A 13,123-nucleotide genomic window follows, 5' to 3' on the forward strand; every position below is an offset into this window, starting at 1 on the left:
AGGCCAGCATCATAGCCGAAGCGCCCGTGCCACCGTTCCACCCTTGCCGCAAGCGGCTTTAATTCAGGGGCGCGCTCTTGAGCTGATGCGTGCGCGCCACTTGCTTCATTGCTGCGAGCAGGTCGTCGCGCAGCTGGCGCGGCAGCTTGCCGAAGAACTCCTCGTCGTTCTGGTCGGCCATCCCGGCCAGCACGGGCACCAGCGCTGCGCCTTCCGTGGTCAGTTCGATCGAATGCTGGCGGCGGTCCGCCAGCAGGATCGACTTGCTGACCATGCCCTTGCTTTCCAGGCGGTCGATCAGCTTCGACACGGCGCCCTTGCTCATGCCGGACACTTGCGCCAGCACCGTGGGCGAGGTGCAGCCCAGGCGGAACATTTCGCGCAGCACCACCCATTCGGACACCGTCACGCCGTTGGCTTCCGCCTTTTTCTGGAAGCTGTGGGAAACGTGGTTGGAGACGAAACGCAGCCAGTAGCCGAGATGGGCTTCCAGCTCGCTGACGGGAACGCTGTTGGGATGGGCGGCTTGCGGCGAGGCGGCCGTTTCAAAATTATGGCTCATTTCTTTTCCTTCACTGGGCGGCGTTACCGGCATGGTCAAGGCCTTCACGCTTGCTGTCGAGTGGTTTGTTTGGGAACAATCATCGTGCTTGAGGTAGTTTTAACACTGTTTTCACAGGAAATCACTGACCAGCAAAGAGTTTTTCCTTATTTCCTTGCTCTGGATAGATAAAAAGCAATATCAAGCAAATAATCGTATTGCCGGAGAGGAAGATTAAAAAAATAACTCATGTTGCCTCAATGGTAACAGCTTTTTTGCCGAATTGATAAATATTTCAACTGAAATGGATGTCGAATGACAGCGGCTTGTTACTGCTGCCATTCAGCTGAACCGTTCCACCAGAAAATCGACGAAACTGCGCAACTTGGGCGAGCGGTAGCGGTCCGGCAGGTAGACCACGCTTAACGGGCGGCTGGGCAATGCATGCGTGGGAAACAGCTGGACCAGGCGGCCCGCCCGCACGTCCGTTTCCAGCAGGAAGGCCGGTTGCAGTACGATGCCCATGCCATGCAATGCGGCAACGCGCAGCGCCTGGCCGTGGTTGACTTGCAGGCGACCCGAGACGGGCACGCTGCAGACGTCGTCCTGGTGGCCCGTCAGGCGCCAGTGCGCCAGGGCGGCGGGAGAAAAGGACAGGCATTCGTGCTGGCTCAGGTCGGCCGGCTGGCGCGGCGTTCCCTTGCGCGCCAGGTAGTCGGGCGAGGCGCAGATCATCAGCCGGTAGGGTGCCAGCGGCCTGGCGATCAGCGACGAATCGGGCAGCTGACCGATACGGATGGCGGCTTCGAAACCTTCCTCCACCAGGTCGACCACGCGGTCGCTCAGGACCACATCGATGCTCACCTCGGGATAGCGCTCCAGGTATACGGCCATGGCGGGCATCAGCGCTTCCGCGCCGAAGGTGAGGGGCGCCGTGATGCGCAGCTTGCCGGCGGGCGCCAGTTGCAGGTTTTGCGCCTGCACATCGGTTTCTGCCACCAGCCTGAGGATTTCCTTGCAGCGCGCATAGTAATCCTCGCCGAAGGCGGTCAGGTGCTGGCGCCGGGTGGTGCGCTGGAGCAGTTGCATGCCCAGGCGTTTTTCCAGCGTCCGCAGGTGGTTGCCGGCCATCGTCGCGGAGATCCCGCAGGCGGCCGCAGCAGCGCTCAGGCTGCCTTTCTCAACGGCCAGTACGTACACCTTCATGCTGTCGAGCAAATCCATTGGCAATCCCTAGTGTCAAATCATCGAATCAAACCATAGTTTATCTATTAATGATTTTAAATGACACTGATGTTTTTCCCGCCAGCGTGCGGCCACCCTGACACACATCGCCCGAGAACAGACCATGAAAGCCATACAACTGACCGCTCCTTCCCTCACCGCGTTTCGCCCGACCGAGCTGCCCCAGCCGCAGGCCGGCCGGGGGGAGGTGCTGCTGCGCCTGCGCGCCGCCACGCTGAACTTCCTGGATGTGGCCATTGCGACAGGTCATTTTGCCGGCGCGGCCTTTCCGCTGATCCCCGTCGCCGACGGCGCGGGTGAAGTGGCGGCGCTGGGCGACGGCGTCAGCGGCCTGGCCGTCGGCGACCGCGTCATCCCCCATTTCATGCCGAATTGGCAGGGCGGGGCCATCACGCCGCACAACGTGGGTGCGATGCGCGGCGTCACCTTGCCCGGCTCGCTGGCCGAGTACGTGGTCGTCCCCGTTGCCAGCCTGGTCGCCTTGCCGGCCCACCTTGATTTTGTCCAGGGCGCGGCGCTGCCCATCGCGGCGACGACGGCCTGGAACGCCGTGCGTTCGGCGCCAGTGCGCCCCGGATCGGTGGTGTTGTTGTTGGGAACGGGTGGCGTCAGCCTCTTTGCTTTGCAGTTCGCCAAGGCGTCGGGCGCCACAGTGATCCTGGCGTCGTCCAGCGATGAAAAGCTGGAACGTGCGCGCCAGTTGGGGGCCGATCATCTGATCAACTATCGGGCCACGCCCGCCTGGGACGCGGAAGTGCTGAAACTGACCGGTGGGCGGGGCGCCGACCTGGTGGTCGAGACGGTGGGTGGCGCCACCATCGTGCGCTCGCTCAATGCGGCGGCGGTGGGCGGCACGGTCTTCACCGTGGGCTTTGTCGGCGGCACGGCCGCCAGCATCGACTTGCTGCCCGTCATCGTCAAGGCTTTGCGCATCGTCGGCAACAATACCGGTTGCGTGGCGGACCTGGCCCAGGCGGCGCAGGCCATCGCCGCGCATGGCATCGTGCCCGTCATCGACCGTGTGTTCAGCATCGACGACACGGCCGAAGCGTATGCGGAGCTGGCTGCCGGCGGACGCCACTTCGGCAAGCTTGCCATCGCGCACTGAGCCGGGGAGGCCAGGTCTTGCCCGGTGATGCTGCCCGGCACGGCCAGTGGAAGAGTCGCCGTCAGGTGGCCACGTGCACTTTCACGTTGGCATCGCGCAAGACCTGGGCAAAGCGGGCCGGCGGCGGCGCATCCGTAAACAAGATATCGATTTGCGCCAGATCGGCCAGGCGCACCAGCGCCTTGCGGCCGAATTTATGCTGGTCGGCCACCAGCCACACTTCGCGCGACTGCTCGATGATGGCTTGCGCCACCTTCACCTCGCGCGCGTCGAAGTCGCGCAGGCTGCCGTCTTCGTCGATGCTGGAAATGCCGATGATGCCGATGTCGACCTTGAACTGGCGGATGAAGTCGATGGTGGCTTCACCCACGATGCCACGGTCGCGTCCGCGCACCACGCCGCCGGCCACGATGACTTCGCAGGCGGCGTTGTCGGCCAGGATGGCGGCCACGTTCAAGTTGTTCGTCACCACGTGCAAGCCCGTGTGCTGTCCCAGCGCGCGCGCCACTTCTTCGGTGGTGGTGCCGATATTGATCAGGAGCGAACAGCCATGCGGCACTTGCGCCGCCACGGCGGTGGCGATGCGCCGCTTGGCGTCGCTGTTGAATACCTGGCGCTGGCTGTAATCGATGTTTTCCACGGACGAGGGCAAGCCCACGCCGCCGTGATAGCGGGCCAGCAGGCGCGCTTCTTCCATCTGCTTGACGTCGCGCCGCACGGTTTGCGGCGTGACGTCGAGTTGCTGGGCCAGCTCCTCGACCGACATGGTGACTTTCTGGCGCACCACTTCAAGCAAGCGGCGCTGGCGGGGATTCAAATTCATGGGCGTGTCTCTTTAAAATTCCATAAGCGAACAAAATCGAACAAATGTGGGTGAAAATATGTTGCTATGAGTTCGATTTATGGCGTAATCTTATCCATATTGCATTCGTATGACATCCGTATTGATCTTAACCACAGTCGCCGGGTGTGCCTAGTCTTTCTTGGTCGCTTGTCCTTGATAACGATGGAGTCCCGATGTCCTCAATGCAGCAGGGAATCGACGCAGTACCGCAGCCAGCGATGGCATGTGACGTGCTGGTGGTGGGTGGCGGCATCAACGGCGCCGGCATCGCGCGCGACGCGGCCGGGCGGGGCTTGTCCGTGGTGCTGTGCGAAAAAGACGACCTGGCCGCCCACACCTCGTCCGCGTCCACCAAGCTGATACACGGCGGCCTGCGCTACCTCGAATACTATGAATTCGGCCTCGTGCGCAAGGCGCTGATCGAGCGCGAAGTGCTGCTGCGCTCGGCGCCGCACATCATGTGGCCTTTGCGCTTTGTCATGCCGCATGCGCAAGGCCAGCGCCCCGCCTGGCTGATACGCGCCGGCCTGTTTCTCTACGACATGCTGGCGAAGCGCGAAATCCTGCCTGCCTCACAAGGCATCGACCTTGAGCGTCACGCGGCGGGAAAACCGTTAAAACCTGAGTTCAAGCGTGGCTTCGTGTATTCCGATGGCTGGGTCGACGATGCGCGTCTGGTGGTGCTGAACGCCATCGACGCGGCGGACAAGGGCGCGCACGTGCTGACGCAGACGCGCTGCACGGCCCTGCGGCGCGATGGCGCGGGTGCGGACGCTTCCTGGCAGGCGACCCTGCAGCAAGGCGATGGACGTGAGTTGGCCGTGCGCGCGCGCAGCGTCGTCAATGCGGCCGGGCCGTGGACGGCGGAATTTCTGCAGCAGGCGGCGCCCGGCGGACAGGGCCGGCATTTGCGTTTGATCAAGGGCAGCCATATCGTCGTCAAGCGTCTGTTCGCGCATGATCATGCGTATATCTTCCAGCATCCGGACGGACGCATCGTGTTTGCCATTCCGTATGAGCACGATTTCACCCTGATCGGCACCACCGATCTCGACTACCAGGGCGAGCGCGGCAAGGTGGAAATCGACGACGAGGAAATTCGTTACTTGTGCGAGCTTTCCAGTTACTATTTCAGCAAGCCCGTCGTGCCGGCTGATGTGGTCTGGACGTATGCGGGCGTGCGCCCGCTGGTGGAAGACGCGGCGGCCGACGCCAAGGCCGTCACGCGCGATTACCGCTTCGAACTGGACCAGGAAGGCGCGCCGCTGCTGAGTATCTTCGGCGGCAAGATCACCACCTTTCGCAAGCTGGCCGAGGAAGCGCTCGATTTACTGGCGCCCTTGCTGGGCAATACACGGCCAGCCTGGACGGCCAATGCCTGCCTGCCCGGCGGTGATGTGTTCGGCAGCGTGCCGCAGAACCGGTCCGTGCGCGAATTCGGCCAGTTCGTGCAAGGCTTGCAGCGCGAATATGCGTGGCTGCCGGCGGCGCTGGTGGCGCGCTATGCGCGCGCCTACGGCACGCGCATCCATCTGCTGCTCGAAGGGCGCAAGGATGTAGCGGCCATGGGCGAGGAAATCGCCGCCGGCCTGTACGGGGCGGAAGTGGACTATTTGCGGCGCCATGAATGGGCCGTCAGCGCGGCCGACATCCTGTGGCGGCGCTCCAAGCTGGGCCTGCACCTGCCGCGCGAGACGGCGGGCAGGCTCGACGCCTGGCTGTTGCAGCACCCTTTGCCGTAAGCAGCACGTTGGCGACCACGCCCCGCAGAGGGTGCCGCGAAGAATAAGAAACCATCACTGGAGGAGACGCGCGTGCAACTGGTACTGGACAAGATCAGCAGGAAGCAAGGGGCTGACGATTATTTATATCCGATGTCGCTGGCGCTGGTGCCGGGCGCCATCAACGTCTTGCTGGGCACTACGCGTGCCGGCAAGACGACCCTGATGCGCGTCATGGCGGGCCTGGACAAGCCCAGCGGGGGCACCGTCACGGCCGATGGCGTCGACGTGACGGGCGTGCCCGTCAGTAAGCGCAATCTGGCCATGGTGTACCAGCAATTCATCAACTATCCGGCTTTTACCGTGTACGACAATATCGCCTCGCCCTTGCGCTTGCGCAAGGTGCCCGAAGAACAGATACGAACCAAGGTGCTGGCGCTGGCCGAGCGCCTGCATATCACGCCGTATCTGCAGCGCACGCCCGGCGAACTGTCGGGCGGCCAGCAGCAGCGCACGGCGCTGGGGCGCGCGCTGATCAAGGATGCCTCGCTGTTGCTGCTCGACGAGCCATTGGTGAACCTCGACTACAAATTGCGTGAGGAATTGCGCCGCGAATTGACGGAACTGTTTTCCAGCGGCAGCACGACGGTCGTGTACGCGACCACGGAGCCGCTGGAAGCGCTGCAGCTGGGCGGCCACGTGGCCGTGCTGCACGAGGGACGCTTGTTGCAGCAGGGGCCGACACTCGATGTCTTCAACGCGCCCAATTCCATCGATGTGGCGCGCACCTTCAGCGATCCGCCCATCAACCTGATTCCCGCGCGCGTCGATGCGCAGGGCGTGGCGCAGGCGGCGGACGGCCTGGCGATACACCTGAGCGGCGCACAGCGTGCCCGCCTGGGCGACAGCACGGAGGTGATCCTCGGCGTGCGCGCGCACAGCCTGCATTTATCACCCCAGTCCGATGGCGACGTGGCCATCGCAGCTACGGTGGACCTGGCGGAAATCAGCGGCTCGGAAACCTATGTGCATGCGCGCCGTGGCGACTTGGCCCTGGTGGCGCAACTGGGCGGCGTGCACAAGCTGGAGATCGGCAGCGCCTGCACCGTGTATTGCCAGCCGCATGCGCTGCTGATCTTTGCGGATGACGGCGGCCTGCTGTTCGCCCCTGTGCAAGGAGGAGTGTGACATGGCGCGCATCGAACTGGTCGACCTGGCCCACGCCTACAAACCGAACCCCACGGCACCCGCCGACTATGCGCTGCGGCCCATGAGCATGGCGTGGCATGACGGTGGCGCCTACGCCTTGCTGGGGCCGTCCGGCTGCGGCAAGACGACCTTGCTCAATATCATCTCCGGCCTGGTGAAACCGTCGCATGGCAAGGTGCTGTTCGACGGCAAGGATGTGACGCAGCTGCCGACCGAGGCGCGCAATATCGCGCAAGTGTTCCAGTTTCCCGTCATCTACGACACCATGACCGTGCACGATAACCTGGCGTTTCCGCTGCGCAATCGCGGCTGGAAAGAGATCGAGGTGAAAAAGCGCGTGCAGCAGGTGGCGCAGATGCTGGAACTGACGGGCGACCTGAAATTGCGCGCCAGCGGCTTGTCCGTGGACGCCAAGCAAAAGATTTCGCTGGGACGCGGTCTCGTGCGTCCCGACGTGGCGGCCGTGCTGTTCGATGAACCGCTGACGGTGATCGACCCGCACCTGAAATGGCTGTTGCGCCGGAAACTCAAGGAAATCCACCACGAACTGAAATTATCCTTGATCTACGTCACGCACGATCAGGTGGAAGCGCTGACCTTTGCCGACCAGGTGGTCGTCATGACGCAGGGCGAAGTGGTGCAGACGGGCAGCGCGCAAGCGCTGTTCGAGGAACCGGAACACACGTTTGTCGGCTATTTCATCGGCAATCCGGGCATGAACTTGCTCGATTGCACTCTGGACGATGGCGGGGCGAGGGTGGCGGGCCAGCCGCTGGCCGTGTCCGCCGCCGCCCGCGCGGCGCTGGCTGGCGCGCAAGGGAAAATCACGCTGGGTGTGCGACCGGAATTCGTCGAATGCCTGAAAGCGGGCGAGGGCGGCGCGGGGGACGATCATTGCCTGGACGCCACGGTGACTGCCGTGCGCAACATGGGCACGCATTACCTGGCGGAATTCCAGCTGGGCGGCGCCACGGTGGCGGCCAAGCTGCGCGCCATCGACGCCGTGGTGGGGGAGGCTGTACGGCTGCGCTTTCCCCAGCAACGCACCTTGTACTACGTCAACGATAAGCGGGTGGCCTGATGATACATAACGGTAAAACCGATAACAACCGCCGCGCCTGGCTGTTGATCCTGCCCGTGCTGCTGTGCGTGGCCTTTTCCGCCATTCTGCCGTTGATGACGGTGGTGAATTATTCCGTGCAAGATATTCTGAGTCCCACGCAAAAGGTGTTCGTGGGTACGGAGTGGTTCCGCATGGTCATGCTCGACGGCGACTTGCACAGCGCCTTGCTGCGCCAGTTGCTGTTTTCCGGCTCCGTGCTGGCGATCCAGATTCCGCTCGGCATTTTGATCGCCCTGTGCATGCCGGCCGAGGGCTGGAAAGCCTCGCTGGCGCTGGTGCTGATCGCGCTGCCCCTGCTGATACCGTGGAACGTGGTGGGCACCATCTGGCAAATCTTTGGCCGCGGCGACATCGGCCTGATGGGTTACACCCTGAATCAATTGGGCTTTGATTACAATTACAACGGCAACTCGCTCGACGCCTGGCTGACGGTGATGGTGATGGATATCTGGCACTGGACGCCATTGGTCGTGCTGCTGTGCTATGCGGGTCTGCGCGCCATTCCCGACGCGTATTACCAGGCGGCGCGCATCGACGGCGCCTCGCGCCTGGCCGTGTTCCGCTACATCCAGCTGCCGAAACTGCGCAATGTGCTGATGATCGCCGTCTTGCTGCGCTTCATGGACAGTTTCATGATCTACACGGAACCGTTCGTGCTGACCGGTGGCGGACCGGGCAATGCCACCACCTTTTTGTCGCAATACCTGACGCAAAAGGCCGTGGGCCAGTTCGACCTGGGGCCGGCTTCCGCCTTCTCACTGATCTATTTCCTCATCATCCTGCTGTTCTGCTTTGTGCTGTACACGTGGATGCAGCGCGTCGGCACGGGAGACCAGAAATGATGCACAAGAAAATCAGTGCCACCATCCTCGCCGTCTTTTTGCTGGCATCCCTGTTGCCCATCTATTGGATGCTCAACATGTCGCTCAAGACCAATGAGGAAATCGTCGGCGTGCTGAGCCTGTGGCCCGAGCACCTGACGTTCGCCAACTACAAAACCATCTTTACGGACCCATCGTGGTACAGCGGCTACATCAATTCCATGATTTACGTGGCCTTGAACATGGTGATGTCGGTCACCGTCGCCTTGCCGGCCGCGTATGCCTTTTCGCGCTATAACTTCGTCGGCGATAAACACCTGTTCTTCTGGCTGTTGACCAACCGCATGACGCCGCCCGCCGTCTTTCTCGTGCCCTTCTTCCAGCTGTATTCGACGGTGGGCTTGATGGATACGCACCTGGCCGTGGCGCTGGCGCACATGGTCTTCAACGTGCCGCTGGCCGTGTGGATATTGGAAGGCTTCATGTCCGGCGTACCCAAGGAAATCGACGAGACGGCGTATATCGACGGTTACAGCTTCCCGCGCTTCTTCATCCGCATCTTCTTGCCGATGATCAAGTCGGGCGTGGGCGTGACGGCCTTCTTCTGTTTCATGTTCAGCTGGGTGGAATTGTTATTGGCGCGTACCTTGACGTCCGTCAACGCCAAGCCGATTGCCGCCACCATGACGCGCACCGTCTCGGCGGCCGGCATGGACTGGGGCGTGCTGGCGGCTGCGGGCGTGCTGACCATCGTGCCCGGTGCGCTGGTGATCTGGTTCGTGCGGCATTACATCGCCAAGGGTTTCGCGATGGGGAGGGTGTGACATGGAAAATACCGATAGCACAACCAGCCTGTTCGGCTGGATGGCGTGGACGCCGGAAGTGGCCATTTTCTTCATCTGTATCGGCTTGATGCTGGCGGGCATGACGGTGTGGCAAATCCGTTCGCCCAGCATCGCGCGCAAGGGCTTCTTGCCCATGCCCACCACGCGCGGCGACCGTTTGTTCATCGGCTTGCTCACGGCGGCCTACGTCAACCTGGCCTGGGCGGGGTTTACGGAGATGCAGCAGGCCATCGGGGCTGCCATCAGTTTTGTACTTTTATTAGTGGTAATGCGTTGGGGGTGAGCCGGCTTGCCGGTGTTGATGGAGGCCGGACCGTCAGCAGGCGGCCGGCAATACAATAAAAGGAGATTCACGATGAAATTGAAGTTCACGGTCTTCGCGGCGGTGGCCATGCTCGTGTCGAATGCGGCCCTGGCTGACGCCAAACAGGCGCAAACCTGGATCGACAAGGAATTCCAGCCATCCAGCCTGAGCAAGCAGCAACAGCTTGCTGAAATGAAATGGTTCATCGATGCGGCGGCCAAGCTGAAAGCCAAGGGCATCAAGGAAATTTCCGTGGTCTCGGAAACCATCGACACCCACGTCTACGAATCGAAGACCCTGGCCAAGGCTTTCGAGGAAATCACGGGCATCAAGGTGCGCCACGACATCATCCAGGAAGGCGACGTGGTGGAAAAGCTGCAAACGTCGATGCAGTCCGGCAAGAGCATCTATGACGGCTGGATTTCCGATTCCGACCTGATCGGCACGCATTACCGCTATGGCGCCGTCGAACCACTGTCCGACTACATGGCCGCCAAGGGCAAGGAATTCACCAATCCCGGCCTGGACTTGAAAGATTTCATCGGCATCAGCTTTACCACGGCGCCCGATGGCAAGGTGTACCAGCTGCCCGACCAGCAATTTGCCAACCTGTACTGGTTCCGCGCCGACTGGTTCGCGCGCAAGGATTTGCAAGCCAAGTTCAAGGCCAAGTATGGCTACGAGCTGGGCGTGCCGCAGAACTGGTCCGCGTATGAAGACATTGCCGACTTTTTTACCAATGACGTGAAGGAACTGGACGGCAAGAAAGTGTATGGCCACATGGATTACGGCAAGAAAGATCCCTCCTTGGGCTGGCGCTTTACCGATGCCTGGCTGTCCATGGCTGGCGCGGCCGACAAGGGCATCCCGAACGGCTTGCCCGTCGACGAGTGGGGCATCAAGGTGGCGGCCGACAAGTGCACGCCCGTGGGCGCGTCCGTTTCACGCGGTGGCGCCACCAATTCGCCGGCGGCCGTGTATGCGCTGACGAAATACATCGACTGGATGAAGAAATACGCGCCGCCGCAGGCGAACGGCATGAATTTCTCGGAAGCGGGTCCCGTGCCGGCGCAGGGTGAAATCGCCCAGCAAATCTTTTGGTACACGGCGTTTACGGCTGGCATGACGAAACCGGGCTTGCCAGTGGTCAACAAGGACGGCACGCCGAAATGGCGCATGGCGCCGTCGCCGCACGGCCCGTACTGGAAAGAGGGCATGCAGAACGGCTACCAGGACGTCGGTTCCTGGTTCCTGTTCAAGTCCACGCCGGACGACCGCAAGGCCGCCGCCTGGCTGTATGCGCAATTCGTCACCTCGAAAACCGTGTCGCTGAAGAAATCCATCGTCGGCCTGACTTTTATTCGCGATTCCGATATCCGCCACGATTATTTTACGAAACATGCGAACGAATACGGCGGCTTGATCGAGTTCTACCGCAGTCCCGCCAGAGTGGCGTGGACGCCGACGGGCAACAACGTGCCCGACTATCCGAAGCTGGCGCAGCTGTGGTGGAAGAACGTGGCCACGGCGATTACGGCGGAAAAAACGCCGCAAGCGGCCATGGATAACCTGGCCGAGGAAATGGACCAGGTCATGGCGCGCCTGCAGCGGGCGGGCATGAAGGCGTGCGCGCCCAAGCTGAACCCGAAAGGCGATCCGAACCAGTATCTGTCGGACCAGCACGCTCCCTGGAAAAAGCTGGCGAATGAAAAGCCGAAGGGTGAAACGATTGCCTACGATAAATTATTGCAGGCTTGGAAAGAAGGCAAGGTAAGGTAGTCGTGTAAACTTCTGCCGCCGTTGTCCCGGGGCACGGGCGCTTGCCCGTGCCTCTTCACTGTATAGACGTAGTAGCGACCATGACCAAATACATACTTGCTTTAGATCAGGGCACCACCAGCTCGCGTGCCATCCTGTTTGACCATGCGGGCCGGCCGCACGCCAGCGCACAGCGCGAATTTCGCCAGATTTTCCCCCAGCCGGGCTGGGTCGAGCATGACGCGAACGAAATCTGGGCCTCGCAAGAGGGCGTGCTGCAGCAGGTGCTGCGCGACAGCGGCGTGGCCGCATCCGACGTGGCCGCCATCGGCGTGACCAACCAGCGTGAAACGACGGTGCTGTGGGACCGCGCCACGGGCGAACCCGTCGCCAACGCCATCGTCTGGCAAGACCGCAGAAATGCGGCCTATTGCGCGCAACTGGTCGGGCAGGGCAAGGCGGACCTCATCCAGCAAAAGACGGGACTCGTGCTGGATGCCTATTTTTCCGCGACTAAATTGAAATGGCTGCTCGACAACGTTCCCGGCGCCCGCGCGCGCGCCGAGCGGGGAGAACTGGCCTTCGGCACCATCGACAGCTGGCTGATCTACAAGATGAGCGGCGCCCACTTGACGGATACGAGCAACGCGGCGCGCACCATGCTGTTCAACATTCATACTTTGCAGTGGGACACGGATCTGCTGGCGCTGCTCGACATTCCCGCCTCCCTGCTGCCCGACGTCGTGCCATCGAGCGGCGTGGCGGCGCACACGCGCGTGGACTTGCTGGGTATCTCCGTGCCGATCGCCGGCATCGCGGGCGACCAGCAGGCCGCGACGTTCGGCCAGGTGTGTCTGAAGCCGGGCATGGCGAAAAATACCTACGGCACGGGCTGCTTCATGCTGATGAACGTGGGCAAGCGCCCCTTGCCATCGAAAAACCGGTTGTTGACGACGGTGGGCTGGAGCCTGGGAGCGGGTAGCGACAAGACCGATTACTTGCTCGAAGGCAGCGCCTTTATCGCCGGTGCAGCCGTGCAATGGATGCGCGATGGGCTGGGCATCATCCGCGACTCGTCCGAAGTGGAAGCGCTGGCCACCAGCGTGCCTGATTCGGGCGGCCTGGTCTTCGTGCCTGCGTTCGCCGGCCTCGGCGCGCCCTACTGGGACCCGTATGCGCGCGGCACCCTGATCGGCATCACGCGCGGCACGGGCAAGGCGCACATCGCGCGCGCCGCATTGGAAGGCGTGGCTTACCAGAACGTCGATGTGCTGTCCGCCATGCAGGACGATGCGGGCATCGCCTTGAGTGAATTGCGCGTCGATGGCGGCGCGGCGCGCAACGACATGCTGATGCAGTTCCAGGCCGACATCTTGAATGTGCCCGTGGTGCGTCCCGTGGTGACGGAAACGACGGCCCTGGGCGCCGCCTACCTGGCGGGCCTGGCCGTGGGTTTCTGGGCATCGCAGGAAGAAATCGCCGCCCAGTGGCAAGTGGGGCGCCGTTTTGAGCCGGCCATGGCGGCCGACGAACGCCTGACGCGGCTGCACAAGTGGCGGCGCGCCGTGGAGCGGTCGCGCGACTGGAGCGAGTAAGTTGGGAAA

12 protein-coding genes are annotated in these 13,123 nt (G+C 62.3%); 9 read left to right on the forward strand and 3 right to left on the reverse strand.

The window, feature by feature from the left end:
* Positions 1–58: 58 nt before the first annotated feature.
* Together ACP7EG_RS04160 and ACP7EG_RS04165 are read right to left on the reverse strand one after the other, a co-directional pair.
* Complete coding sequence (locus ACP7EG_RS04160; protein ID WP_071076561.1) at positions 59–562, reverse strand: MarR family winged helix-turn-helix transcriptional regulator; 504 nt, start codon at positions 560–562, stop codon at positions 59–61.
* Positions 563–883: 321 nt separating this feature from the next.
* Positions 884–1,765 (reverse strand): LysR family transcriptional regulator, encoded by an 882-nt coding sequence (locus ACP7EG_RS04165; protein ID WP_426086533.1) that lies wholly within the window; start codon positions 1,763–1,765, stop codon positions 884–886.
* 124 nt (positions 1,766–1,889) lie between these two features.
* Between ACP7EG_RS04165 and ACP7EG_RS04170 the strand changes: the two genes are divergently transcribed.
* Entirely contained in the window at positions 1,890–2,894 is a 1,005-nt protein-coding gene (locus ACP7EG_RS04170; protein ID WP_426086534.1) for a zinc-dependent alcohol dehydrogenase family protein, read from the forward strand.
* A 61-nt stretch (positions 2,895–2,955) separates the two neighbouring features.
* Here the strand turns inward: ACP7EG_RS04170 and ACP7EG_RS04175 are convergent, their stop codons facing one another.
* A complete protein-coding gene (locus ACP7EG_RS04175) occupies positions 2,956–3,717 on the reverse strand; it encodes a DeoR/GlpR family DNA-binding transcription regulator (protein ID WP_141169978.1) in 762 nt (253 codons plus the stop codon).
* 194 nt (positions 3,718–3,911) lie between these two features.
* On the opposite strand from ACP7EG_RS04175, the gene glpD reads away from it, so the two are divergent.
* The 8 genes from glpD to glpK all read left to right on the forward strand — a co-directional run bounded on the left by glpD (position 3,912) and on the right by glpK (position 13,114).
* Complete coding sequence (gene glpD, locus ACP7EG_RS04180; RefSeq protein ID WP_426086535.1) at positions 3,912–5,480, forward strand: glycerol-3-phosphate dehydrogenase; 1,569 nt, start codon at positions 3,912–3,914, stop codon at positions 5,478–5,480.
* Positions 5,481–5,552: 72 nt separating this feature from the next.
* Positions 5,553–6,647 carry an ABC transporter ATP-binding protein gene (locus tag ACP7EG_RS04185; RefSeq protein ID WP_426086536.1) on the forward strand — a complete coding sequence of 365 codons (1,095 nt, stop codon included), beginning with the start codon at positions 5,553–5,555 and terminating at the stop codon, positions 6,645–6,647.
* Position 6,648: 1 nt separating this feature from the next.
* A complete protein-coding gene (locus tag ACP7EG_RS04190; protein WP_426086537.1) occupies positions 6,649–7,749 on the forward strand; it encodes an ABC transporter ATP-binding protein in 1,101 nt (366 codons plus the stop codon).
* Positions 7,749–8,633, forward strand: a complete 885-nt coding sequence (locus ACP7EG_RS04195) for a carbohydrate ABC transporter permease (RefSeq protein ID WP_071076566.1) — start codon at positions 7,749–7,751, stop codon at positions 8,631–8,633. Before ACP7EG_RS04190 ends, ACP7EG_RS04195 begins: the two co-directional genes overlap by 1 nt.
* Positions 8,630–9,436 (forward strand): carbohydrate ABC transporter permease, encoded by an 807-nt coding sequence (locus ACP7EG_RS04200; protein ID WP_426086538.1) that lies wholly within the window; start codon positions 8,630–8,632, stop codon positions 9,434–9,436. Before ACP7EG_RS04195 ends, ACP7EG_RS04200 begins: the two co-directional genes overlap by 4 nt.
* Before the next feature lie 28 nt (positions 9,437–9,464).
* On the forward strand, positions 9,465–9,740 hold the full coding sequence (locus ACP7EG_RS04205) for a DUF2160 domain-containing protein (protein WP_071076998.1): 276 nt from the start codon (positions 9,465–9,467) through the stop codon (positions 9,738–9,740).
* A gap of 72 nt (positions 9,741–9,812) precedes the next feature.
* Entirely contained in the window at positions 9,813–11,540 is a 1,728-nt protein-coding gene (locus ACP7EG_RS04210) for an ABC transporter substrate-binding protein (RefSeq protein ID WP_219889056.1), read from the forward strand.
* A gap of 80 nt (positions 11,541–11,620) precedes the next feature.
* Positions 11,621–13,114 (forward strand): glycerol kinase GlpK, encoded by a 1,494-nt coding sequence (gene glpK / locus ACP7EG_RS04215; protein WP_426086539.1) that lies wholly within the window; start codon positions 11,621–11,623, stop codon positions 13,112–13,114.
* Positions 13,115–13,123: the final 9 nt, after the last annotated feature.

The organism is Janthinobacterium sp. PSPC1-1 (assembly GCF_049897625.1).
Taxonomy (GTDB): Bacteria; Pseudomonadota; Gammaproteobacteria; order Burkholderiales; family Burkholderiaceae_D; genus Janthinobacterium; species Janthinobacterium tructae.